Source organism: Eubacterium sp. AB3007, assembly GCF_000688015.1.
GTDB lineage: Bacteria > Bacillota > Clostridia > Peptostreptococcales > Anaerovoracaceae > Aminicella.
The window spans coordinates 79,773-103,644 of sequence record NZ_JIAD01000001.1 but is presented as its reverse complement, the minus strand read 5'-3'; the positions used below and the strand labels follow the sequence as shown (position 1 = coordinate 103,644).

General features: G+C 53.1%; 23 protein-coding genes. All 23 read right to left on the bottom strand.

Translation table 11 applies throughout. The features are described 5' to 3' along the window. Positions 1-2: 2 nt before the first annotated feature. Complete coding sequence (hisH, locus tag P156_RS0100450; RefSeq protein WP_027868465.1) at positions 3-626, bottom strand: imidazole glycerol phosphate synthase subunit HisH; 624 nt, start codon at positions 624-626, stop codon at positions 3-5. Further along, positions 626-1,213 (bottom strand): imidazoleglycerol-phosphate dehydratase HisB, encoded by a 588-nt coding sequence (gene hisB, locus P156_RS0100445; protein WP_027868464.1) that lies wholly within the window; start codon positions 1,211-1,213, stop codon positions 626-628. Before hisB ends, hisH begins: the two co-directional genes overlap by 1 nt. Beyond that, positions 1,210-2,277 (bottom strand): histidinol-phosphate transaminase, encoded by a 1,068-nt coding sequence (hisC, locus tag P156_RS0100440; protein ID WP_027868463.1) that lies wholly within the window; start codon positions 2,275-2,277, stop codon positions 1,210-1,212. The genes hisB and hisC overlap by 4 nt, the downstream gene beginning before the upstream one ends. Continuing rightward, positions 2,270-2,905: an ATP phosphoribosyltransferase gene (hisG, locus tag P156_RS0100435; RefSeq protein WP_027868462.1), complete on the bottom strand. Its 636-nt coding sequence runs from the start codon at positions 2,903-2,905 to the stop codon at positions 2,270-2,272. The genes hisC and hisG overlap by 8 nt, the downstream gene beginning before the upstream one ends. Then, positions 2,898-4,019 (bottom strand): ATP phosphoribosyltransferase regulatory subunit, encoded by a 1,122-nt coding sequence (locus P156_RS10970; RefSeq protein WP_051600448.1) that lies wholly within the window; start codon positions 4,017-4,019, stop codon positions 2,898-2,900. Before P156_RS10970 ends, hisG begins: the two co-directional genes overlap by 8 nt. A 139-nt stretch (positions 4,020-4,158) precedes the next feature. Further along, entirely contained in the window at positions 4,159-4,362 is a 204-nt protein-coding gene (locus P156_RS0100425) for a hypothetical protein (protein WP_027868461.1), read from the bottom strand. Between the two features lie 52 nt (positions 4,363-4,414). Continuing rightward, positions 4,415-5,413, bottom strand: coding sequence for a GGGtGRT protein (locus P156_RS0100420; RefSeq protein WP_027868460.1), 999 nt, complete (start codon positions 5,411-5,413; stop codon positions 4,415-4,417). Between the two features lie 12 nt (positions 5,414-5,425). After that, entirely contained in the window at positions 5,426-6,121 is a 696-nt protein-coding gene (locus tag P156_RS0100415) for an iron-sulfur cluster assembly scaffold protein (RefSeq protein WP_027868459.1), read from the bottom strand. A gap of 103 nt (positions 6,122-6,224) precedes the next feature. Next, positions 6,225-6,647 carry a Fur family transcriptional regulator gene (locus tag P156_RS0100410; RefSeq protein WP_051600447.1) on the bottom strand — a complete coding sequence of 141 codons (423 nt, stop codon included), beginning with the start codon at positions 6,645-6,647 and terminating at the stop codon, positions 6,225-6,227. A 10-nt stretch (positions 6,648-6,657) separates the two neighbouring features. Next, entirely contained in the window at positions 6,658-7,509 is an 852-nt protein-coding gene (locus P156_RS0100405; RefSeq protein WP_027868457.1) for an arsenic efflux protein, read from the bottom strand. Between the two features lie 1,048 nt (positions 7,510-8,557). Continuing rightward, complete coding sequence (gene coaBC / locus P156_RS0100395) at positions 8,558-9,757, bottom strand: bifunctional phosphopantothenoylcysteine decarboxylase/phosphopantothenate--cysteine ligase CoaBC (RefSeq protein ID WP_027868456.1); 1,200 nt, start codon at positions 9,755-9,757, stop codon at positions 8,558-8,560. Positions 9,758-9,816: 59 nt separating this feature from the next. Further along, complete coding sequence (gene rplT / locus P156_RS0100390) at positions 9,817-10,176, bottom strand: 50S ribosomal protein L20 (protein WP_027868455.1); 360 nt, start codon at positions 10,174-10,176, stop codon at positions 9,817-9,819. A 15-nt stretch (positions 10,177-10,191) separates the two neighbouring features. Next, complete coding sequence (rpmI, locus tag P156_RS0100385) at positions 10,192-10,392, bottom strand: 50S ribosomal protein L35 (RefSeq protein WP_027868454.1); 201 nt, start codon at positions 10,390-10,392, stop codon at positions 10,192-10,194. A gap of 24 nt (positions 10,393-10,416) precedes the next feature. Next, positions 10,417-10,914 (bottom strand): translation initiation factor IF-3, encoded by a 498-nt coding sequence (gene infC / locus P156_RS0100380; protein ID WP_369770552.1) that lies wholly within the window; start codon positions 10,912-10,914, stop codon positions 10,417-10,419. Between the two features lie 245 nt (positions 10,915-11,159). Beyond that, positions 11,160-11,870 (bottom strand): M15 family metallopeptidase, encoded by a 711-nt coding sequence (locus P156_RS10965; RefSeq protein ID WP_051600441.1) that lies wholly within the window; start codon positions 11,868-11,870, stop codon positions 11,160-11,162. Positions 11,871-11,892: 22 nt separating this feature from the next. Further along, positions 11,893-13,134: a DUF819 domain-containing protein gene (locus P156_RS0100370; protein WP_051600439.1), complete on the bottom strand. Its 1,242-nt coding sequence runs from the start codon at positions 13,132-13,134 to the stop codon at positions 11,893-11,895. A gap of 127 nt (positions 13,135-13,261) precedes the next feature. Then, entirely contained in the window at positions 13,262-14,503 is a 1,242-nt protein-coding gene (locus tag P156_RS0100365) for a DUF819 domain-containing protein (RefSeq protein WP_034801967.1), read from the bottom strand. A gap of 1 nt (position 14,504) precedes the next feature. Continuing rightward, positions 14,505-15,467 (bottom strand): LuxR C-terminal-related transcriptional regulator, encoded by a 963-nt coding sequence (locus P156_RS13480; protein WP_027868450.1) that lies wholly within the window; start codon positions 15,465-15,467, stop codon positions 14,505-14,507. Between the two features lie 144 nt (positions 15,468-15,611). Beyond that, a complete protein-coding gene (locus tag P156_RS0100355; protein ID WP_034801965.1) occupies positions 15,612-16,997 on the bottom strand; it encodes a sodium:alanine symporter family protein in 1,386 nt (461 codons plus the stop codon). A 208-nt stretch (positions 16,998-17,205) separates the two neighbouring features. Then, positions 17,206-20,646 carry a pyruvate carboxylase gene (locus P156_RS0100350; protein ID WP_034801963.1) on the bottom strand — a complete coding sequence of 1,147 codons (3,441 nt, stop codon included), beginning with the start codon at positions 20,644-20,646 and terminating at the stop codon, positions 17,206-17,208. Positions 20,647-20,681: 35 nt separating this feature from the next. Next, a complete protein-coding gene (locus P156_RS10960) occupies positions 20,682-21,515 on the bottom strand; it encodes a mechanosensitive ion channel family protein (protein ID WP_051600436.1) in 834 nt (277 codons plus the stop codon). A 12-nt stretch (positions 21,516-21,527) separates the two neighbouring features. Further along, entirely contained in the window at positions 21,528-23,402 is a 1,875-nt protein-coding gene (gene typA / locus P156_RS0100340) for a translational GTPase TypA (protein WP_027868447.1), read from the bottom strand. A 105-nt stretch (positions 23,403-23,507) separates the two neighbouring features. Beyond that, on the bottom strand, positions 23,508-23,870 hold the full coding sequence (locus P156_RS0100335) for a metallopeptidase family protein (protein WP_051600434.1): 363 nt from the start codon (positions 23,868-23,870) through the stop codon (positions 23,508-23,510). Between the last annotated feature and the right edge of the window lie 2 nt (positions 23,871-23,872).

Genomic DNA, 23,872 nt, shown 5'->3' with positions numbered 1-23,872 from the left:
CGTTATCCTCCCATCTCACAAAATGCTTTCAGGATCTTCTGCCCCACCACACTGCTCTTCTCAGGGTGGAACTGAACACCAAAAACATTACCATGTTGGACCGCTGCTGTCAACTCCGCACCGTATTCTGTGGTAGCGATCGTCGATGCCTCACACTCCGTCCCATAGAACGAGTGGACAAAGTACACGTGGCTCCCCTCTTCCACATACCGGAAAAGCGGGCTCTTCTCCTTATCCTTTGGGAAATGGAGCTCGTTCCATCCGATGTGTGGGACCTTGTAGTTCTCCGGTACGACAGGCACCATGGAGACCACCTTGCCCTTCACAAGCCCAAGACCCGGGGTCACCCCGTACTCATGGCTCTCCTCGAATAACAGTTGCATTCCCAGACAGATCCCCAGAAGAGGAGTCCCCTGCCTGCACTTCTCGAGAAGGACCTCCTCCAGACCTGACTCCTTCAGTTTCCGAGCAGCATCCGCAAACGCGCCTACTCCCGGCAGAATGATCTTATCTGCCTCTCGGAGCCTGGCCGGATCACTGACCAGTTCCACCTCCTCGTGGATCGCCCGCAGAGAACTGGACAGGGAAAAGATATTACCCACGCCGTAATCCACTATCGCTATCATTATATCACACCTTTCGTCGATGGTATTTGGTTTTTGAATTGTTCATCAATTGCAACCGCCTGACCCATGGCTCGTCCAAACGCCTTGAACATCCCCTCGATGATGTGATGGGTGTTCTCTCCTGCCAGTTGCTTGAAATGCAGGGTCACCCCGGCATTGCGCACAAACCCCAGGAAGAACTCCTTCACCAGTTCGGTGTCCAAATCCCCCACCTTCTCCGTTGGAATCTGTACGTCAAACCCCAGGTAGTCTCTACCGGAAATATCCACCGCGCAGATCATCAGGGTCTCATCCATAGGGAGCACGATATCGCCGTAGCGGCGGATGCCACGCTTGTCTCCCATCGCCTGTGTGAACGCGCGCCCCAGCGCGATTCCCACATCCTCCACGGTGTGGTGGTAATCCACGTGGGTGTCTCCCTGGCAACGGATCGCCAGATCAAACCTGCCGTGTCTTGTGAAGAGCTCCAGCATGTGGTTCAGGAATCCGCATCCCGTGTCCACATCGTATTTCCCCTCACCATCCAGTTCCAGCATGAGCTTGATCTGTGTTTCCGCGGTCGCCCGCTCTATCTTTCCCCGTCTCATACCCACTCCTTTCCGAGGATCTCCTCAATGCCCGCAAAGAGGATCTCCATTTCCTCATCAGTACCTATTGTGATTCTATTGTACTCACTGATGGCCGGATTGTCAAAGTGTCTTATGAGTATATGACGATCTTTCAGTTTCTCATAGAGTTCCTTCCCGCCGATCCTATCTGTGCTTACGAACAGGAAGTTAGAAACCGAGGGGATCACACGAAATCCCAGTTCCGAAAGCCGCGCAGCCGCCCTCTCACGGGTCTCCTGGATCTTTCGGCAGTTCTCCTGATAATAGGACTCCTCGGACAAAGCCGCACACCCCGCTGCTGCCGACACGGTATTGACATTGTAAGGGTTGGTGGAGTATTTGATGGTTTCCAGATCTGCGATCAGAGAGGCCGCCGCAATGGCATACCCCAGCCGAGCTCCCGCCAGACTTCTGGATTTAGAGAAGGTCTGGACCACCAGAAGGTTCTCGTATTCTTTTGTGAGAGGGACGCAGGAGACTCCGCCAAAATCAATGTAGGCTTCATCGATGACCACCACCTGATCCGGATTCTCTTCCAGGATCTCCCGGATCTGCTCAAGCTCCAGAGGAATGCCCGTCGGAGCATTGGGGTTGGCGATGACGACCAGCGCATCGTTCCCCGCGTACTCCGCAGGATCAATGGAGAAATCTTCCTTCAGCGGGATCCTGTGTTCCGCAAGACCGTGCAACTGGGAGAATACCGGATAGAATCCATAGGAGATCGCCGGGTATTTCACCCCCTGCTCTCCGAAGGCCATGAACGCGAAGTTCAGGATATCATCGGATCCGTTGGATACGAACACGTTGCTTCGCGATGTGTCGTAACGTTCTGCCAGAGCATCCTTCAAAGCGGTAGCATCCGGATCACAGTAGAGCCGCAGGCTCCTGGCTCGTTGGGCATCCTGTACAGCCTCCACGGTCCTGGGACCAGGCGGGTAAGGTGACTCGTTGGTGTTCAGTTTGGTATAGACCGTATCCTTGGGCTGCTCTCCTGGTGTATACGCATCCAGAGCCAAAAAACGGCTGTGAAGGAATCTACTCATGGTTTCCTCCTTCCACTGCGCTGGCCAGGGCATCCCGGATAGACTCGATGGCCTTGGTCTTGAAGCGGAACCCGGACTTGTTGACGATGAGCCGGGCGCTGATGGGCACCACGGTATCGATGACTTCCAGTTCGTTCTCCTTCAGAGTCTTCCCAGTCTCAACGATATCCACGATCACGTCCGCCAGACCTACGATTGGGGCCAGTTCTATGCTCCCGTGGAGATTGATGATATCGATGTCCCGGTTCTTCTCTCCATAAAAGCTGCGGGCGATTCCCGGGAACTTGGTGGCCACCCGAAGCGTCCTCTCCGGGTTGTAGCGGAAGCCTTTTGGGGCAGCAACTGCCATGCGGCATTTTCCCATCTGCAGGTCCAGCACCTCGAACACATCCGGCCGGTATTCCAGCAAAATGTCTTTGCCCGCGATTCCAATGTCTGCGGCGCCTCGCTCAACGTAGATGGTCACATCGCTGGGTTTGACCCAGAAGAATCGGATCCCCTTCTCCTCGTTTTCGAAGATCAGCTTACGATTATCCTCCAGAAGCTCTGGACAATCGTAACCGGCCTCCTCGAACATCTTATATACTTTCTTGCCAAGTCTGCCCTTCGGCAGCGCTACGTTAATCATATTCTTCAACCGTGATGACCTCATTTCCTTCTAATCTGATGCGTTTTCTGTACTTGAGTTTCTCCGGGATCTCTTTCTCTGCCAAAACAGTCTGCCCGCCGTGAATCAGTTCTCGTATGACTTTGTACATCAGGCGCAGATCATCCTCCAGGGTGTACTGAAAGAGCACGTCCACATCGTAATCCCGGCTCCCCGGATCCAATCTATCCAACTCATCCAGATAGACACCGAACCCGATGGCTCCACCCTTCTTGCCCATGTAGCCCATGAGTGTGTCATAACGGCCGCCGGAAAGGACAGCCTGTGGGATCCCTGCGATATATCCCTTGAATAGGATACCACTATAGTAAGTGAGATCGTTGACGATGGAGAAGTCCAGATTGACCTTGGAGGTCATCCGATAACTGGACAGCAACCCCACTACATCGGACAGCTGCTGCAGCGCCTCCTTCCCCCGTTCTCCCAGAGGCAGGGTACTGAATTTCTTCAGGACCTTTCTGTAATCCCCGTAGGTATTGACTACTGTCTTCAACGCTTCCACAAGTTCCAGAGCCACGCCCTCTTCCTGGCAAACTCGCTCCAGATCATGGCTGTTCTTCTCACCGATCAACTTGAGAAGCCGTGCCTGCAGACCTTCCTCAAGATTGCTGAGCAGATCTGCCAGAACGCCCATATGCGAGATCTCCAGCACGTAGTCGCTGCTGATGGCGGACAGACTCTTCAGGGCCATCATGGTCACCTCAAAGGTGTCATAAAGTCCTACATCTCCCATGCACTCCAGCCCTGTCTGGGTCAACTCCCGGTAAGAGCCGTCCACCTTGGATGCCCGGTAGATGTTCTCGCTGTAGTAAACCTTCTGGGTGATTCCAGGCTGATAGCGGTAGTTTTTGACGATGGAGAGCGTCAGATCCGGTTTCAGCGCCAGCAGTTTGCCACTACGATCGCTGAAGGTGATGATGCTTTCCTGCGCAATGAAGTCCCGGTTCCGTACATACAGATCATAGTCCTCGAACTTGCCCATCTTGAACCTGGAGTAACCGTATTTCTGGTAGAGGGAGTGAAGCTCCAGCTGCGTCTTCTCCTCTCTCGTCATTCTGTTTCTATCGATTTTCATAGTTATTTCCTTTCGCACTTTACTATGTTAACATAGAAAAGCACAGGTTGCAAGTGGGTTACAAAAACCCATCGTACATTCACAAAAAGAGAGCTGCTTTGTGTAAGCAGCCCTCTCCTCGTTAACTTTCTCAAACGGATCAATCCTTGCGCTCTGTTCCGCACTTGGCCATAAAGGAACAACCAGCACAACCCTCCTTGGTGCAGTGGGCCACATGGTCGATTCCTTCCTCTTCCAGCTCCGCATGCCATTTCATGGCCGCAAAAGCCCACACGATGCAAATGCCGGCGATGAACAGACCGCCCAACAGGATGTATCCGATGTGACTGAAAAAGTATTCCATTGACGATTCATCTCCCTTCTGCCCTCCGCAAGCAGGGCTGGATCACCAACTTTTAATTGCAGTGTTCCTGCACAGCGACGGCGGTAGCCACGCTGGCACCTACCATCGGGTTGTTGCCCATGCCGATGAAGCCCATCATCTCCACATGCGCGGGGACGGAGGAACTGCCGGCGAACTGCGCGTCAGAGTGCATTCTGCCCATGGTGTCGGTCATGCCGTAAGAAGAAGGTCCTGCTGCCATGTTGTCCGGATGCAAGGTCCTTCCGGTGCCGCCACCGGATGCCACGGAGAAGTATTTCTTGCCCTCAAGGACTCTCTCCTTCTTATATGTACCCGCTACCGGGTGCTGGAAACGGGTTGGATTGGTGGAATTTCCGGTGATGGAAACATCCACGTTCTCATGGTGCATGATCGCCACGCCTTCTCTCACGTCGAACGCGCCGTAGCACTTGACCTTCGCCCGGTCTCCGTTGGAGTACGCCTTCTCCTCCACGATCTTCAGATCGCCTGTGAAGAAGTCGAACTCTGTCTGCACATAGGTGAAACCGTTGATCCTGGAGATGATCTTGGCGGCATCCTTGCCCAATCCGTTCAGGATGACTCTCAGTGGCTTGGTCCGGACCTTGTTGGCGGAGTTGGCGATGCCGATGGCACCCTCTGCCGCCGCGAAGGACTCGTGGCCTGCCAGGAAGGCGAAGCACTCGGTGTCCTCATCCAGAAGCATGGAGGCCAGGTTACCGTGTCCGATACCGACCTTACGATCGTCTGCTACACTGCCGGGAATACAGAATGCCTGCAGCCCCTCGCCGATCGCCTTGGCTGCGTCAGCCGCTGCGGTAGCGCCCTTCTTGATGGCGATGGCAGCGCCCAGCACATAGGCCCAGCAAGCGTCCTCAAAGCAGATCGTCTGCACGCCCTTCACGATCTCGTAGGGATCAAATCCCCTGTCCTGACACATCTTGCGCGCCTCTTCCAGGCTCTCAATACCGTACTGTGCCATGACCTTGTTGATGCCGTCTATTCTTCTTTCATAGTTTTCGAACAATTCCATATCCTGCACCTCCTATTCCTTCCTCGGGTCGATCTTCTTGACCGCCTCGTCGAATCTTCCATAGGTGCCGGTCGCCTTCTCGATGGCATCCTTTGGATCGTCACCGTTTTTGATGAACTCCAGCATCTTTCCGGTATTGATGTACTTATACCCGATGATGTTGTTCTCCTCGTCCAGGCCCTGCTCCAGGATGTATCCTTCTGTCAGCTGCAGATAACGCGGTCCCTTCAGTTCGGTGGAGTGGATGGTACCCACCTGGCTGATAGTGCCCTTGCCCAGGTCCTCCAGACCGGCGCCTACTGCCAGACCATCCTCTGAGAATGCGGACTGAGATCTTCCGTAGACGATCTGCAGGAACAACTCTCTCATAGCAGTGTTGATGGCGTCACATACCAGGTCGGTGTTCAGTGCCTCCAGCACGGTCTTCCCCACCAGGATCTCTCCCGCCATGGCTGCGGAATGGGTCATACCAGAGCATCCGATGGTCTCGATCAGCGCTTCCTGGATGATCCCCTCCTTGATGTTAAGAGTCAGCTTACATGCACCCTGCTGTGGCGCACACCAGCCGATACCATGGGTCAGGCCGGAGATGTCGCTTACTTCCTTGACCTGCACCCATTTCCCTTCTTCCGGAATCGGCGAAGGTCCATGAGTCGCATCCATTCTGCCCACCGGGCACATGTTCTCGACTTCCTTTGTATATATCATAGTCGTAACCTCCCTTTAAAATACGGATACTAATTTATTGTAAGTATACCATTCCAGTGGCATTTATTCAAGAATAGAATTGTGATGTACATTATTAGGATTCCTAATCAGACATCCATTCCTTCTTCAGACATTCCTGACACAATCCGTAGATCACAGAGTTCCTGCACTGGATCATGAACCCATGCTCCGTGTAGACCTGTTCCGCCAGTGTGCTCATCGTCGGCCCATCCAGGTGCAGCAATGCACCGCATTCCACACACTTCAGATGAAGATGCTGATCGCAACGGTGCTTCCTGTCCACCAGCTGGAACAAAGCCTTCCTGCCCTCGTCGCCTGCGTACTTCACTACATCGCCGCTGTCCTCCAGCTTGTCCAGATAACGGTAGATCGTCGTCTTGTTGAGTGGACTGCCTCCCTCCTGCAGTTTCCCCTCGATCTGCGGGACACTGAGAGGAACCCCACCAGACTGACGCAGGATATCCATGATCTTCTTTCGCCCTTCGGTTTTGTAGGTTTTCCCCATCACACACCTCTCAAAAACTGATACCCAGGAGTTCGATCACAACGCCCCAGGTCACGCTCACTATGTATAGCAGCCCCACGATGCGAAGATCGTGTCGTGGGTTGTGATGCTCCCGGAAAAGTACCAACAGCCCCACACCGGCACTGGCCAACAGACCGGTCATCATGGGTCCTGCCCCGATAACTCCATCAATATAGAGTTGCGTGATGATCACAGAGGCTGCACAGTTGGGGATCAACCCTACCAGGCCTGCCACCGCTTCACCCACCACCGGCACATTGCCGATGAGGCTGGAGATAGCCTGCTGTCCCACCGCTTCCATGATGATACTGATTCCCACAGATACGATGAGAATAAAAAACCACACCTGCATGGTCTTCCGCACAGAATCGATGAGAAGATCTGCTGCGCACCCGCAGCCGGTCCCCAGTTCACCACTGAAATCCGCAGGGATCCGGCGTCTACGTGCCATCCATCCGAACATCGCCTCGATCAGAAAACCACTGACCATGCCGATGACCACCTTGGCTACCAGAATCCCCACAATGGTGGATGCTGCCACGTGCTCCGACAGGAAGATCGGGAGCATCTCATCCGAGGTGGCCATATAGATCGAGATCAGCGTTCCCAGCGTGATGGCTTTCTCCACATAAAAGAAGGAGGCCGCAGCACTAAACCCGCACTGGGGAATCACGCCGATCAGCGCACCCCAGACCGGCCCAACTACGCCTGCCTTTCTGATGATTTTCTTTGACCGCTCACTGGCCGCTCGTTCCAGCATCCCCATGGCCAGATAGGTCACAAGGAGGAAAGGGATCAGTTTAATGCTATCTATAAGTGATTCTAACAGTGCTTCCTGCATATATAACTCCTCAGTTCCGCAGTTCGTGGAAAGTCCTCGAAACTCCGCAGTGGATAAACGACTGAATATAAGATTTGCAACTAAGTTGCAAATTGATTATAGCACCAATTGTCAGGTTGTCAAGAGGATGATCTAGGTAAGGATTATCATATACATAGGGACGCCTGACCCATATATTTTTAAATACTTACCTAAACCAAAAACAGGCGATTAGAGAGAGGAGGCATCCGAATGATCCATACCCGTCAAAAGGAGCGTAAAAAACGAACTGAAGCGAAACCAGAGGATCTCCCAGTTGCTGGACAAAAATGGAAACGCTGACATTGCTGGTTTCATCGAACGAAAAAAGGTCGGCAAACATGCCTACTACTACCTTTCCACCGACAAAGGTGGAAAGCGGATCCGTACCTATCTGGGCAAAGAAAACTCCCAAGACCTGCTAAAGGTTTTACAGATCATCTACCAGCGCACTTTCAAAGAAATTCTCGATCACAACCGGCCGATCCTGGAGCAAACAATGACAGATCTTTGGGATGACTCGGTGGAAGGCGTCTATGCACGAATGCCAAAACTCTGTCGCGAGATATGCAAAACAGGCTTTGTCGACCAACGGATGGAGGAATTGAAAGCATGGGCGGCGGCAGACTACCCACGCAACCCCCAGGAGTTCCGAGACGCAGAGAACTATGCTATCGAAGGCACACGTCTTCGATCAAAGGGCGAGGTCATCTGGTACAATCTTCTGCTGGCTGCAGGGATCCCATTTCGCTACGAATGCCTTCTCATTGTCACCGATGACTGGGGAAATGAGAGAAATCTGTATCCGGATTTCATGATCCAGTGTTACGACGGATCAATCATCATCATCGAACATCTTGGTGGCCTTGCTTTGGAATCCTATCGGCTTGACTTCGGAACCAGAGCACGGCTCTACCAAAAAGAAGGGTATGTGTTGGGAGATAATTTCACAAAGCCGGACCGAACAAAACAAACGGGCAATCCCGGCGCCCCTCGCCGGAATTGCCCTATGATCTTTTCTATCATTCCATTACCCATTGATTTCATCTGCGATCCGGTCGATAACGGTCTTTGCCACCATCTCCTTGCTCATCAGTTCGCAGCGTTCTACTCCCTCCGGACGGATGATGGTCACCTTGTTGGTGTCCGTCTGGAAGCCGGACCCTGCATCTACCAGACTATTGGCGATGATCATATCCAGGTTCTTCTTCTGTAGCTTTGCAGTGGAATTCTCGATCAGGTTCTCTGTCTCCATGGAAAAACCGCAGAAGAACTGCTCCGGACGTTTCCGTGCACCAATATGCGCCAGGATATCCACCGTACGCTTCAGCTCGACAGAGAGTTCTCCGTCCTTCTTTTTGACTTTGTGGTCCACGTACTCTGCAGGAGTGTAATCCGCAACCGCTGCTGCCATGATCACCACATCCGCATTCACCGCCAGTCGTTTGACCGTCTTGAACAACTCCTCAGCACTCTTTGCCTCCGCGATCTGACAGAACTGGGGTGGGGTCGCCGTGGTGGCTGCCTTCACCAGGATCACCTCCGCACCTCGGAGCATGCATTCCTTGGCCATGGCAAATCCCATCTTCCCGCTGGAATGGTTGGTGATAAAGCGGACAGGATCCATGGATTCGCAGGTAGCACCGGCGGTCACCAGCACCCGCTTGCCTGCCAGATCTTTCTTTCTGGCGATGCGACGCTCCATGGCCGCGTAGAGATCCTCCGGAGAGGGCATCTTCCCTGCCCCTGTATCTCCGCATGCCAGGTGCCCCACCATGGGATCGATCACCTCAATCTCGTACTTTCTGAGCCTGTCCAGGTTGTCCTGAGTGATCTGATTGCTGTACATCCTGGTGTTCATGGCAGGGGCTACCATCTTGGGGCAGTCCGCCGCCAGGAATGTGGTAGTCAGCATATCATCGGCGATGCCACAGGCGACTTTGGCAATGACATTGGCGGTGGCTGGCGCGATCAGATACAGATCCGCATCCTTAGTCACCTCGATGTGTTCCACCTCAAAGGGCCGACTTCGGTCAAAAGTATCAGTGCAGCATTTCTGGCCACTCAGGGTCTCCATGGTCAACGGCGAGATAAACTCGCAGGCATGCTCCGTCATGATCACGTGCACCTCTGCTCCCTCCTGGCTCAGACGGGACACCAGACTGGCGATCTTGTAGGCCGCAATGCCTCCGCTGATGCCGATCAGAATCTTCTTATCCTTGAAATTCATGGTCATTCCTCCGAATACGATGAAACCGCCGCATGAAAGCGGCGGTTGTTGTCCTGTGATTATTTTCCGCAGGCAGCCTTGGCAGTCTCGCACAGAGTGGCGAATCCTGCTGCGTCGTAGATCGCCATCTCAGAGAGCATCTTGCGGTTGATCTCGATGCCGCTCTTCTTCAGGCCATCCATCAGACGGCTGTAGCTGATGCCGTTCATTCTGGCAGCTGCGTTGATTCTGGCGATCCAGACCTTACGATAGTCTCTCTTCTTGAGCTTTCTGCCGATGTATGCAGAACGCAGAGATCTCATCACTGCCGGGTTCGCTGCACGGAAAACCTTGCTCTTCTGTCCGTAGAAACCCTTCGCCTGCTTCAGAATCTTCTTATGTCTCTTATGGGCGTTGACACCCTTCTTTACTCTTGCCATTGTAAACCCCTCCTACTATTTAGCCATAGACCTTAACATTCTCTTGTGATCCGCACTGGTCAGTACGGTAGACTTGCGGAGCCCCATCTTTCTCTTCGGGGTCTTCTTGGTCAGGATGTGGCTCTTGTAAGCCTTATGTCTCTGGATCTTTCCGGAACCGGTCAGCTTCAGTCTCTTGCATGCGCCCCTATGGGACTTCATCTTGTTCTTTGCCATTGGTATCTCCTCCTAGTTCAGTTATTACTTTCCGTTATCCTTGTCTTTTGACTTTTTCTGTTTTTCTGCAGGTTTCGGTGAAAGGAACATGGTGAGGCTTCTGCCCTCAAACGAAGGCTTCCTGTCCACCACTCCCACTTCTGCGCATGCATCCGCAAAAGCGTTCATCACATCGCGGCCTTTGTTCACGTAATCACGCTCACGTCCACGGAATCGCAGACTGACCTTGACCTTGTCCCCATCCTTCAGGAACTTGCATGCAGTCTTGGCCTTCACCTGCACATCATGCTCCTCGATGAAGGTGCTCAGACGAATCTCCTTGACCTGGATGGTCTTCTGTTTCTTCTTGGCTTCCTTCTCTCGTTTCTGCATGTCGTAACGATACTTACCGTAGTCCAGGATCTTTGCGACGGGCGGATTGGCATTCGGTGAGATCTCCACAAGATCCAGTTTTCTCTCCTCAGCCAGAGACAAAGCCTCGTTCCGGCTGATGATACCGATCATCTCTCCATTGCTGTCGATGACTCTCAGTTCCTTGGCACGAATCTCTTCGTTGATTCTGTTTGTCTTGCTAATGGTTCCTACCTCCTACTAAAAAACGGATACCTCTGTATCCGCCGCAAAAAAACAACCAGTTCTTGTCTTTCCATATCGACCCAACAAACTGTATATCGTCTGAAAGGTGAGAAGCGGATAACTTCTTCTTCACTACCCAAAGAGTATACCACTCCTCACCTCATCTGTCAACACCGTATTTTTCGATCCTGCTAGGGGATCAGGAACTCCCCGTGGTACTTGGCCGGCTTACCTGTGATGGCCGACCAGATTTTGTCACCGTAATCAAAATGCCACCACTCAGAGGGCAGATTGGTGAATCCCGCGGCGAGCATCACGTTATACAGCATCCTGCGATTATCCCTGAACATCGCGGCTTCCGGAGAGGCTGCACCGGCATCGCTCTCAAAATACGCCGTTCGCGTCTTGTCTGTAAACGCGTCGAAATCGCAGCCGAAGGCGAGTTCCTTCCCCGCCGGATCCAGGATCGTCACATCCACCGCACCGCCTGTGGTGTGCAGCGGCGGATAATCCTGGTCTGGAATGGGAATAGAGACAAACTTCGCCACAAAATCCTCCCTCTCCTCAACACTAAGCTTCTCCAGTCGGAACTCCTTCACGATGTCTACGCTGTAGACTTCAAACAGTTCCTGCTGAAGCGCGAAGGGCCGCCACGCATCCCAGACCCTTAGGCGGTAACCTTCCGGCAACAGATCGGCTGCGGCCTGCAGCATCCCATGCACGGTTTCTCTCAACATGCAGCGGGGATCCCCGTGACGGAAACCAAGAAGCGGATACATCATCTTGATATCGAGCCTCTCAGTCTCTTCCACAGGTACCATGGCCTCGTCTTCAAACAGCACCTCCTTCGATGGCGCAGGATCCTCTACCACCGGAATCGGCTTGCTATATTCTACTTTCATGTGACCATCCTTTCCTATGCGACTATGCGCCTAAAATACCGCCAACCACAACACCAAGGTAGGTACCTACCACATATCCGAAGGTTCCTACCAGCATGATGGGACCCACCAGCTGGCTCCATCCCTGTGAGATGGCCATGCCTGCAGCTGTCGTCGGCCCACCGATGTTGGCGTTGGACGCAAGGATCGAGTCCTCCAGATCGAAGCGAAGTAGTTTCCCTGCCACAAAGCAGAACACCATGTTGACCAGAACCATGATCGCTGTGAACAACAGCAGCGATGGCGTTTCTGTAATGATCTTGACGATGGAAGCCGGCACACCGATGACAAAGAGGAACAGATAGATGAAGTACGTCCCGATCTCCTGTGACCCGTTCAGCTTCTCCACCTGCTTTTCTCCAAAGGTGGCCACGATCATAGACAGTGTGGTGATCCAGACATACTGGCTGCCAAAGAATACATTGCAGATTTCCAGTACCGGGTTGCTGGTGGGGATCACCGCCGCGATCCCGCTGGCGATAAGCTGTGCCAGAAATACGATCACAACGCTGTAGGCAATGTTGATTGCGATGTCCTTTAGAGAAATATCCTTCCTCCCCCAGTAAGCAGCTGCCTGTGTCTTGGACTCATCGATCTCCTGTGCCTCTACGGCATCGATGTGAGGATGTGGAAACCTGCTCCGGAAGAAATTGGTACCGGCGATGAAGATCAGCACAAAGAAATACAGTGCCATCAGCAGATTATCCGCCACGGTGGTAGCACCCACGGTCTCTCCGCTAATCTCAAACTGCCCCGCCAGAGCCGCGAAATTCACGCCACCTCCGATATATGAACCAGTCATCATAGCCGCAACACCGGCTGCCTCCGGCACCACGTTGTGCAGCAGACCATAGGCGATGAATGCACCGCAGACGGTTCCCACTGCACCGATCAGAAAGATGACCATGACTCGGCCCGTTTCTTTCCAGATCCTCTTCATGTTACACTGCAGCAGCAGGAGCGGGATTCCCATAGGAACGGCATACCCCCAGATGATATCATCATACAGCACGCAACTTGTGGGGATGATGGCAAGGTTGGACAGGACCAGTGCAAAGATCAGTGCTATGATGGCACCCGAGATCTTGGAGGCCCAGTCATACTTCTGCTCCAGGTATATGGCAATGCCCACACTGACCACCAGGACAAACAACAGTGCCCAGGTATCGTCTGCGGCCACCAGCGTTTCTCTTCCCAGAGCGCTTTGGAATAATGAACTCAGCATACTCGATACTCCTTTCGATTATGCAAAATAACAGATAATATGTATATTGTTATATATCTCTGTCCTTTCAGCAATGAACCTTCGACCAAACTTCCCTGAACTTTAGTTGTATTTTATCAGACTTGTCTCATGCACAAAGGAATCCACCTGCCATCAGACCCAGATAGCTGCCCAGCGCGTAGCCGAGGACCCCCACCAGGATCGCGGGACCTGCCAGAGAATTCCATCCCTTCGCCCCGGCCATGGCAGCTGCCGTGGTGGGGCCGCCGATACAGGCGTTGACCGCAAGGATGATATCTTCCAATGGGCAGCGAAAGATCCTGCCGAACAGAAAGCAACACAGCATGTTGGTGATCACCACGACCAACGCAAACACGAGCAGCATGACGGAGCCACTCAGCAGCAGTGGAATGGAAGCCGGCACCCCCAGGGTGAAGAAGTAGATGTAGATCAAAAAGACCCCTATCTCTCTGGCCCCATGGATCGCTCCGAAGATTCCCGGCTTCAGAGTTGCGCAGCTGATGGAGATCGCACTGATCCAGGTATACTCATTGCTAAACAGGATATGCACGATCCGCACGAGGGTGTTGCCCTGTGGCAGCAAGTCTCCACACCAGCCTCCGAGGAGCCTGGAGACCCCCACGATCACCAGTGCGACAGAGAGCGACAGCGCGATATCCTTCAGCGCAATCTGGCTGCGACGGGAGTAGGCAGGGATATACGGCCTTGTTCCCCGACTTTCCTCTGCCCCCGCATCCGCCTCATTGTCATCGATGAAGGGGTGGTGAAAGTGCCTGCGGAAGAAGCCCATGGAGGGAATGATCATCAGAATGGCAAATACCAGGGCCATGACCATGTTGTCTGCCACCGTTGCCGCCGACAGCACTTCTCGTGAGACGTCCAGCGCCCTTCCAACGGCATCAAAATTGATCGCCCCTCCGGTATAGGTGGCGGTGAACACGCCCACTAGTTTTTCCAGTTCCGGAATACGATCCTTCAGCAACAGAAACCCGATCATAGTTCCCAGAGCGGTCCCAACAGATCCCACCAGAAAGCACTTGAGGATCTGGCCTGCCTCTCTCCCCATCTGCCGGACATCGCACCCCAGCAAAACCAGCGGCAGCGACAGAGGCGCGACAAATGTCCAGACCGAATCCCATACAGGGGATTCCATAGGGATGACCCTTAGGCTTGACAGAAGCATGGCTATGACCAAGGCGATCAGCGCCCCTGTCATTTTGGCTGCAAGGCGATATCTTTGCTCCAGGCAGATGGTAAGAGTGGCTCCGAGAACGCAGACCGTCCAAAGCCCCCATGTATTATCCGGTCCTATCAGAGGACTCCCAAGATCAAACAGATGACTCCACATATCACTCCTCCTCCCGGAAGTCGATAAACGCCCGCATCAGCTGACTGCGCCTCTCGATCTCTAACTTTACAAAAATATTGTGTACGTGGTGCTTGACGGTGCCGACGCTGATGAACAAGGTTTCCGCGATCTCCTGGTTCCCCTTTCCCTTCAGGATCAGCTCCGTGATCTCACTCTCCCTCCCCGTCAAACCATACCGTCTGCAGAATCTCTCGGCGGTCACGGCCTCGTCTTCGGAAACGGGCTTTGTTCTCTCTTCGCCGGCCACCTTCTGCAGCGCCTCTGCGATCATCCGGCTATCCGCCCGCTTGGTCTCCTCTCCCGTGATCCTCCTGACACAGACACAAAGCAACAGCCAATAGACATCCAGCGGCCAATTGATCCGGTAACGAAGATCGATCCATCCGGATTTGTGCAGGAAAAACACGCATACTTGCCAGAAGAAAACCGCAGCAAAAGACATCGCGGACACCAAAAGGAGCCAACGCCATCTGGCCAGAGGTCTTTGTTCCCCCTGTAAGCTATGATGACAGAGGTAGAAAGCCAGGGCAAACATAGGGATATACAGAACAGATAAAGTTGCGGAGGAGAAGGTTTTGGGTACAGGAAAGAACAACGGCGCAAGTGCCAGCCCGAGGCAAATTGCAAACAATATGTAAAGTACTATAGGACAACTTTCGGTGAGATGAGTTGCCATCCGGAGAATAAGCAGACAGAGACAAGCCTCCACCCCCACGCGTACCCACAGATAGAGCCCTTCCATACCGTGGAAGTCAGACTGGATCAGCCCCATATCAAAGGCAAAGGTCACCACGCATTCCCCCAACAGAAGGAGGAAGATCCACTTCAGATCACGAATCCATTCGGCTCCGGTCTTCTTCCAGGCATACAAACAGACCTCCGCACTTTGCATGAAGAGGATGAGAAGAGTGATGTTATAGATGTAAACCAGTATTCCTTGCATACTGCCTCCCTATCGTATTCAGGGAACTTCATCAGTTTCAAAACATATTGTTGTGCTCTCTCCATTTGCTGCCTTCTTTCAATATGTGAAACGGAGAGTCACCGAAGCGACTCTCCACAAGAATGTTGAAGTTGTGTATTGCTCTTACAGATCGGCGATCTGCTTGTTGACCACTGGAATCGGTGTTGGATCCACTGCGTCGATGTCGTTGACATATGTCTTCAGATCCTTCACCAATACGCCGGACAGTGCCCAGACACCGATAACGTTCGGAACGACCATCAGTCCGTTCAGGATGTCTGCGATGGTCCATACGGTGTTCAGCGCGACTACGCATCCTACGAAGGAGAAGATAACGAAAGCGATCTTGTACGGAGTGATGATCTTGGGTCCGCACAGGTACTCTGCACATCTCTCACCATAGTAGGACCATCCGAGGATCGTCGAGTATGCGAACAGTGCCAGGGACAGAGCGATGATAGGACGTCCAATGACCGGAATCAGGCCGAATGCCTGGAAGGTCAGGACGGTGGTGTCCTCTACGCCGCCAGCAACGAACTCCGGATGTGCCACTGCGGAACTGACCAGAGTCAGACCTGTCAGCAGGCAGATGATGACGGTATCCCAGAAGGTACCTGTCATGGAGACCAGAGACTGTCTTACGGGGTTTCTGGTCTTGGCGGATGCCGCTACGATCGGAGCGGAACCCATACCGGACTCGTTGGAGAACAGACCTCTAGCACATCCATAGCGGATCGCCTGCGCAACGGTAAATCCGAACAGACCTCCGACGCCAGCCTGTGCGGTGAATGCGCCCTTGAAAATCAGTGCGAATGCTGTACCAACTGCGCCACCGTTCATGCACAGAACGATGATACAACCGATGACGTAGAATGCTGCCATGAACGGTACCAGTCTCTCAGTAACTCTGGTGATGGACTTGACGCCGCCCAGGATTACGAATGCTGTGAACACAGAAACGATGATACCGGATACCCATGTGGGGAGACCGAAGTTCTGTCCCAGTGCTGTGGATATCGAGTTCGCCTGTGTCATACAGCCGATACCAAAGGCTGCGATGGCTCCCAGCAGAGCGAAGATCACACCCAGCCACTTGGCGTTCATGCCTCTTTCCAGAGCTGTGAACGCGCCACCGATCATACGACCGTCTTCTGTCTGCTCTCTGTACTTGACGGACATCGCTGTCTCCATGTACTTGGTAGCGATGCCGAACACGCCAGTCATCCACATCCAGAATACGGCGCCCGGTCCACCATTGGCGATCGCGGTCGCCACACCGATGATGTTTCCGGTACCGATGGTAGCAGCCAGTGCCGTTGTCAGCGCACCGAACTGCGAGACATCACCTTCACCATCCGGGTCAGGTGTCACGGATAGTTTGATCCCCTTGAACGTGTGGATCTGAACAACACCGGTTCTGACTGTACAGAACACATGTGTTCCCAGAAGGACAATGATCAGAGGAAGGCCCCATAGAAAGCCGTCAAACCAGTCAATAAAAGCTATCATAGTTCGCCTCCTTAACCTTAGACAAACAATAACGAATAAAATTACATCCATATTATACCACACAACTTTTTTAAATGGTAGTGATTTTCCAAAATTATCTAATAATTTTAATTTAATGTAAAAAAGAGACACATGTTACCATGTGCCTCTTTCGGAAGACCTACCATCCATTTGCTTCGCAAATGGGGTTAGGTCCCCATTAGGTCTCTCATTTCAGGACTGCGATCAACTCGCCGGCCTTGACCTGCTGATCCTGTTTCACCAGGATCTCTTCCACCTTACCGGCGGACTTGGCGATGATGTTGGTTTCCATCTTCATGGCTTCGATGACAGCAACAGGCTGCTGATCCTCGACCACATCACCCACTTCCACCAGGACCTTCACGATCTTGCCCGGGATGTTAGCGCCGATCTCCATCGGGTTATCCTCATCCGCAAATCTGGTGGATACAGAAATCGCTGCTTCCACATGCTCGTCCTTCACCTGGATATAACGACGGTTGCCGTTGAGCTCGAAGTCCAGTTCTCTGTTACCTTCCTTGTCCACATCGCGGATCTCAGTGAGCTTAAGCACCATCTCATTACCTTCGTCAAGCTTGACCTCGCAGGTCTCGCCCTCGGCCAGGCCGTGGAAGAATACGTCGGATCCCATGAGGGTGAACCGGCCGTCTTTCTTGATGGATTTCAGGTAATCCTCAAAGACCTTCGGATACATGGCGTAACTGATGACCTCTCTCGGGGTACCTTCGATGCCAAAGTACTTGATCAGGCCCTTCTTGATGTAGTCGAAATCTTCTGGCGGCAGCAGATCTCCCGGCCTGCAGGTAACTGGTTTCTTGTCCTTCAACACCAGCTTCTGCAGATCTTTCGGGAATCCGCCTTCCGGCTGTCCCATCATACCCTCAAAGAAGGAGACGATGGAATCAGGGAAGTCGATGCCCTGGCCCTTTTCCAGGATGTTCTCCGGCGTCAGGTCATTCTGGACCATGAAGATAGCCATGTCACCAACCGCCTTGGAGGACGGTGTGACCTTGACGATATCTCCCAGCATGTCATTGACACGCTTGTACATTTCCTTTACATCGTGCAGTCTATGCCCGAGACCAAAACTGTCTACCTGTGCCTTCAGGTTGGAGTACTGTCCACCCGGGATCTCGTATCTGTAGATCTCCGCGGACGGAGTGTCCAGATCGGACTCGAATGGCTTGTAGACCGGACGTACATCCTCCCAGTAGTCGGAGATGATCTGCAGTTTAGCCGGATCCATACCGGTATCTCTCTCACTGTACTGCATAGCCGCCACGATAGAGTTCAGAGCCGGCTGAGAGGTCAGTCCGGACATACTGTTGATGGCTGCGTCCACGATATCCACGCCAGCCTCTGCTGCCATCAGCACAGTGGCAACACCATTTCCGGTGGTGTCGTGGGTGTGCAGGTGAATCGGAACGGAGACCTCGTTCTTCAGAGCCTTCACCAGTCTGTAGGCGGCAACCGGCTTCAGCAGACCGGTCATGTCCTTGATCCCGATGATGTGCGTTCCCATCTTCTCCAGTTCCTTGGCTTTGCGGACATAGTAGTCCATGTTGTATTTCTCTCTGGAAACATCCAGCACATCGCCGGTGTAGCAGATCGTCGCCTCCGCAAGTTTACCCTGCTTCAGCACTTCGTCCAGGGCCACTTCCATGCCCGGGATCCAGTTAAGAGAGTCAAAGATACGGAATACATCGATGCCGCCCTCTGCTGCCAGCTTGACGAACTCTCTGATCACGTTGTCTGGATAGTTTTTGTATCCAACAGCGTTGGCACCGCGGATCAGCATCTGGAACATGACGTTAGGGATCTTCTCACGCAGTTCGTCCAGACGATCCCATGGAGACTCCTTCAGGAACCGGTAGGCAGTATCGAAGGTGGCACCGCCCCACATCTCCATGGAGAACGCATCCTGCTCGTACAGCGCCACTGCCGGCGCAATCTTGGTCATATCGATTGTACGCACACGGGTCGCCATCAGAGACTGCTGTGCATCTCGCATAGTCGTATCGGTGATCAACAGCTTGTTCTGCTCCAGCGCCCATTTGGCAACAGCTTCCGGTCCTTTGCGGTCCAGCATCTGCTTGGTTCCGACCAACTGGTTGGTCTCGGTCTTCGGGATCCGTGGGAAAGCCGGTACGTTGAAGTGCGGTTTTTCACCACGGGTCTGGTTGACCACTATGTTACCGATGTAGTTCAGGACCTTCAATTCTCTGTCCACAATCGCTCTCACATCCAGCAGCTCCGGATTGGCGGCGATGAATCCTGTGTCGCAGTTACCGGCGATGAAATCAGGATGGTTCATCACGTTCAGCAGGAAGTTGATGTTGGTCTTGACTCCTTTGATCTGCATCTCCTGCAAAGCGCGGATGGCTTTTCGCCTCGTATCCTCAAAAGTCCTGGCAAACGCGGTGACCTTCACCAACAGGCTGTCATAGTACGGAGTGACCTCTGCCCCGGCTCCTCCGCTGCCTCCGTCAAGACGGATGCCGAAACCGGAGGAACTGCTGTACACCTCGATGATGCCTGTGTCGGGGGCAAAGTTGTTGGCAGGATCCTCGGTGGTGATACGGCACTGAATGGCATAATCTCCCTGACGGATATCTGCCTGGCTCTTAATGTTGATCTCCGGGGAATCCAGAGTGTACCCTTGCGCGATCTTGATCTGTGCCTGCACGATGTCGATACCGGTGGAGAGCTCTGTGACGGTATGCTCAACCTGGATCCTCGGGTTCATCTCGATGAAATAGTGGTTGCCGTCTTTGTCCAGCAGGAACTCGACGGTTCCAGCACTTCTGTAATTGACGAAGCGGCCGATCTTCAGAGCATCGTTGCAGATCGCCTGTCTCTGCTTGTCAGTCAGGCAGAGAGATGGAGTGAACTCTACAACCTTCTGATGCCGACGCTGGATCGAACAATCTCTCTCATACAGGTGGACGATGTTTCCGTCCTTATCTCCCAGAAGCTGAACCTCGATGTGCTTTGGGTTCTCCAGATACTTCTCGATGAACACATCGTCGATACCGAAAGCTTTTCCGGCCTCGCTCTTGGCAGCCCTGTACTCAGAAACGAGGTTGGACTTCTCGCGGACTACTCGCATTCCGCGTCCGCCGCCGCCGGCGGCTGCCTTCAGGATGACAGGATACCCGCATTTGTCAGCGATTTCAAGCGCTTCTTCTTCGTTCTCGATTGCTTTCTCAACACCCGGGATGGTAGGGACACCCACCTCATCTGCTACGATCTTGGACTGGATCTTGTCTCCCAGCTGGTTCATCATCTCTCCGGTAGGCCCGATGAACTCGATGCCGGCCCTCTCGCAGGCGTCTGCGAAATCCGCGTTCTCAGAGAGGAATCCGTAGCCCGGATGAATCGCGTCTACGCCCTTGGACTTGGCCAGAGCGATGATCTCATCGATGCCCAGGTAGGCGGATACAGGATCTTTTCCTTTTCCGATCTGGTAAGACTCGTCTGCCTTCTTTCTGAAGGGTGCTGTCTTGTCCTCCTCAGAATAGATTGCAACGGTACGGATTCCCAGTTCGCTGCAGGCGCGGAATACACGGATCGCGATCTCTCCCCTGTTGGCGACCAGCACTCTTTTGAATTTCTTAATTTCTGCCATCTCTTTCACTCCTTGATCAAGAAAAATTCTAACTGTTAATCGTCTTCTGTAGCAGTAACTTCGTGCACCCGCACATCCATATGCGGATACGGGATTGCAATTCCTTCTTCATCAAATCGCAATTTCACATTTTCCTCTATATATGTAGCAGCGAGGAACCGATCCTCTGTTCTGCACCATATACCGACCTTGAAGATCAGACTGCTGTCCCCGTGCTCGGTCAGCGCGATGTAGGGCGCCGGTTCCTTCAACAGCATGGGGCCGTCCTCCGCCAACTTGTACAGGATCTTCTTCACCTTGTCGATGTCAGAGTCATAGCTCACATAGAACAAAGCATCCACTCTACGCAGCTCCTGTCTGGTGGCATTTATGATAGTAGAATTTGTTATGGTACCATTAGGTATTATTATAACCCGATTATCGAAAGTATGCAAATGGGTTGTGAAAAGGTCTATCCGATCCACCAGCCCTGAGTTCCCGGAGATCTCCACCTCGTCCCCCGCCACGAACGGCTTTGTGAATACCAGGATCAGTCCGCCGGCCACGTTGCCGAGACTGTCCTTCAGGGCCAGGGCGATAGCCACTCCGCAGGTGCCCAGCACTGTCAGAAGCGGCGCCAATAGCTTTGTGTCCACCTGAGACAAAGCCAGCAACAACACCAGGATCCACAGGATGAGTTTCACCACTCGGAACACCAGCATGTGGGTCGATTCGTCCAGCCCGCTTCTGCCCAATGTCCTGCGCAAGACCCTCAGTACCAGTCGAATGGCGATCCACCCAGCCAGCAGAACGACGCAAACGGCCACAGCCTTCCAAAAATACGTATCGTTGACATAGGGAATGTTGATGGTTTCCTTGATATCCTCCATAGGCGCTGCCTCCTATCTGCCGGCACGGCGGCGCTCGATCTCCCGCAGGAGCTTCTTCCTCAGGCGGATATCATCCGGGGTGATCTCTACAAGCTCATCGGTCTCGATAAACTCCAGCGCCTCCTCCAGGCTGAATACCCGCGGCGGTGAGAGCTTAATGGTGTCATCAGAGCCGGCCGCACGCATATTGCTCACCTTCTTGGCTTTGCAGGGGTTGACTTCCATGTCATCGGAGCGCATATTCATGCCCACGATCATGCCTTCGTACACATGCGTACCGGGTTCTACGAACATCTGAACGCGTTCCTGAATATTGAAAATGGCGTAAGGAGTACAGTTACCCTCCTCAATGGCGATGGCTACGCCATTGGTACGGCCGGGAATCTCCCCCTTGAAGGGTTCAAAATCGAAAAACCGGCGCTCCATGCTCCCCTCACCTCTGGTGTCGTTTATAAACTCAGATCGATAGCCCAGCAGTCCTCTGGTCGGCACATGGTACTCCAGTCGGGAATAGCCGCCTTCTCCGGTCGTCATCTGGACCATCATGCCTTTTCGCATGTTCAGCTTGGAGATGACAGCACCGGAATACTCGTCCGGCACGTTGATCACTACTTCCTCCACAGGTTCCAGTTTCTTTCCATTCTCATCCCGCTTGAGAATGACCTCAGGCTTGCTCACTGCCAGCTCGTACCCTTCTCTACGCATGTTCTCAATGAGGATGGACAGATGCAGTTCCCCTCTGCCTGACACCTTGAAACAGTCTGTAGAATCAGTCTCCTCCACCAGCAGGCCTACGTTGACCTCCAACTCCTTGTTCAGACGGTCACGGATATGACGGGAGGTGACATACTTTCCAACCTGCCCCGCAAAGGGTGAACTGTTGACCATGAAGTTCATAGACAGAGTAGGTTCCTCGATGTGGATCATCTCCATTGGTTGTGGATCTGCTGGATCACAGATGGTCTCACCGATGGAGATATCAGAGATGCCGGACACCACCACGATATCGCCGCACTCTGCCTGGGGAACGGCCATGCGCTTTAGCCCACGGTAAACAAAGACCTGGTTGATCTTCCTGTTCACGATACTGCCGTCTTCCTTGGCAACGGCCACGTTCTGTCCTTCCCGGATAACGCCCTTGGTGATGCGGCCGATTCCCAGTCTGCCGATGTAATCGTCGTAGCCCAGGGTGGATACCTGAAATTGCAGCGGTTCTTCTCGCAGATCCGGATACGGTTCGCAATGCTCTACAATGGTATCGAACAGAGGTGTGATATCGAACCCGCCGATGCCTCTGGGGGTATGCTTGATCTTCTTGTCCCCCTCACCCACCTCGATGTCAGCCACCTCGGCAGGATCCTTCACAGCGATTCCCTGGCGTGCGATACCGTAGAGGATAGGAAAATCCAACTGCTCGTCATTCGCTTCCAGATCCATGAAAAGCTCGTAGACCTCGTCCACCACCTCATCGATCCGGGCGTCCTTCTTGTCGATCTTGTTGATGAGCAGGATCGGGTTCAATCCCTGCTCCAGGGACTTGTTCAACACAAAACGTGTCTGAGGCATGGGGCCCTCACTGGAATCCACCAACAGGATCACTGTATCCACAGTCTTCATGATGCGCTCCACCTCGGAACTGAAATCCGCATGCCCCGGAGTATCCACTATGTTGATCTTGGTGTCCCCGTGCATGATGGAACAGTTCTTGGAATAGATGGTGATGCCTCGTTCTCTCTCGATATCGTCGCTGTCCATCACACAGTCAACGATCTCCTCATTCTCACGGAAAACACCGCTCTGATTCAGGAAAGCATCCACCAGAGTGGATTTCCCCGCATCTACATGCGCGATCACAGCGATGTTAATGATTTTTTGTTTTTCTGCCATTCAGTATTACCTTCTTTGATGTTAGATTTAATAATTTATAATATCATATTTACCTGTCTCTTGCAACGCCAGGGTGTGTCAAAAAGAACCGTCCCCTTTGACACACTATCGGGTGAGATAATTGCGGAGGAATTCCTCGTCCTCGATCTCCAGGTCCCTGACGCCGGACCGGCCTTCCAGATGGTGTCGGAACTCATGCCGGAGAACCTCCCGAATTTTCTGCCGCATCTGCGCTTCGGAAGCAGCCGGCATCATCCTCAGGAAAGAGCCATAGAACAGGGTTATGCTCCTCCCCAGGTGACCTGTGCTGTACTGTCCCAGGATGTACAGATCGTCTGCCCGTCGCTTCGGATGGGGCATGGCGGCTTCTTCCACCATCACCCCTCCGTTAAGTCCCAGGAAGAACACCTGTGGCAACTCGTCCATCTCCTCCGCCACAAGATCGCGAAATGTTTCCAGAGTGATCATCG

Excerpts from the sequence above, each read along its gene's own strand:
- coaBC (WP_027868456.1), bottom strand. The coding sequence starts at position 9,757 with ATGAATTTCAAGGATAAGAAGATTCTGATCGGCATCAGCGGAGGCATT.
- hisH (WP_027868465.1), bottom strand. The coding sequence starts at position 626 with ATGATAGCGATAGTGGATTACGGCGTGGGTAATATCTTTTCCCTGTCC.
- P156_RS0100410 (WP_051600447.1), bottom strand. The coding sequence starts at position 6,647 with ATGGGGAAAACCTACAAAACCGAAGGGCGAAAGAAGATCATGGATATC.
- P156_RS0100425 (WP_027868461.1), bottom strand. The coding sequence starts at position 4,362 with ATGGAATACTTTTTCAGTCACATCGGATACATCCTGTTGGGCGGTCTG.
- P156_RS10965 (WP_051600441.1), bottom strand. The coding sequence starts at position 11,870 with ATGAAAGTAGAATATAGCAAGCCGATTCCGGTGGTAGAGGATCCTGCG.
- P156_RS0100355 (WP_034801965.1), bottom strand. The coding sequence starts at position 16,997 with ATGATAGCTTTTATTGACTGGTTTGACGGCTTTCTATGGGGCCTTCCT.
- P156_RS0100405 (WP_027868457.1), bottom strand. The coding sequence starts at position 7,509 with ATGCAGGAAGCACTGTTAGAATCACTTATAGATAGCATTAAACTGATC.
- typA (WP_027868447.1), bottom strand. The coding sequence starts at position 23,402 with ATGGCAGAAAAACAAAAAATCATTAACATCGCTGTGATCGCGCATGTA.
- hisB (WP_027868464.1), bottom strand. The coding sequence starts at position 1,213 with ATGAGACGGGGAAAGATAGAGCGGGCGACCGCGGAAACACAGATCAAG.
- P156_RS0100365 (WP_034801967.1), bottom strand. The coding sequence starts at position 14,503 with ATGTGGAGTCATCTGTTTGATCTTGGGAGTCCTCTGATAGGACCGGAT.
- P156_RS0100335 (WP_051600434.1), bottom strand. The coding sequence starts at position 23,870 with ATGATCACTCTGGAAACATTTCGCGATCTTGTGGCGGAGGAGATGGAC.
- P156_RS0100370 (WP_051600439.1), bottom strand. The coding sequence starts at position 13,134 with ATGCTGAGTTCATTATTCCAAAGCGCTCTGGGAAGAGAAACGCTGGTG.
- rpmI (WP_027868454.1), bottom strand. The coding sequence starts at position 10,392 with ATGGCAAAGAACAAGATGAAGTCCCATAGGGGCGCATGCAAGAGACTG.
- P156_RS0100350 (WP_034801963.1), bottom strand. The coding sequence starts at position 20,646 with ATGGCAGAAATTAAGAAATTCAAAAGAGTGCTGGTCGCCAACAGGGGA.
- P156_RS13480 (WP_027868450.1), bottom strand. The coding sequence starts at position 15,467 with ATGCAAGGAATACTGGTTTACATCTATAACATCACTCTTCTCATCCTC.
- hisC (WP_027868463.1), bottom strand. The coding sequence starts at position 2,277 with ATGAGTAGATTCCTTCACAGCCGTTTTTTGGCTCTGGATGCGTATACA.
- P156_RS0100420 (WP_027868460.1), bottom strand. The coding sequence starts at position 5,413 with ATGGAATTGTTCGAAAACTATGAAAGAAGAATAGACGGCATCAACAAG.
- P156_RS10970 (WP_051600448.1), bottom strand. The coding sequence starts at position 4,019 with ATGAAAATCGATAGAAACAGAATGACGAGAGAGGAGAAGACGCAGCTG.
- hisG (WP_027868462.1), bottom strand. The coding sequence starts at position 2,905 with ATGATTAACGTAGCGCTGCCGAAGGGCAGACTTGGCAAGAAAGTATAT.
- P156_RS0100415 (WP_027868459.1), bottom strand. The coding sequence starts at position 6,121 with ATGATATATACAAAGGAAGTCGAGAACATGTGCCCGGTGGGCAGAATG.
- P156_RS10960 (WP_051600436.1), bottom strand. The coding sequence starts at position 21,515 with ATGGAGGATATCAAGGAAACCATCAACATTCCCTATGTCAACGATACG.
- rplT (WP_027868455.1), bottom strand. The coding sequence starts at position 10,176 with ATGGCAAGAGTAAAGAAGGGTGTCAACGCCCATAAGAGACATAAGAAG.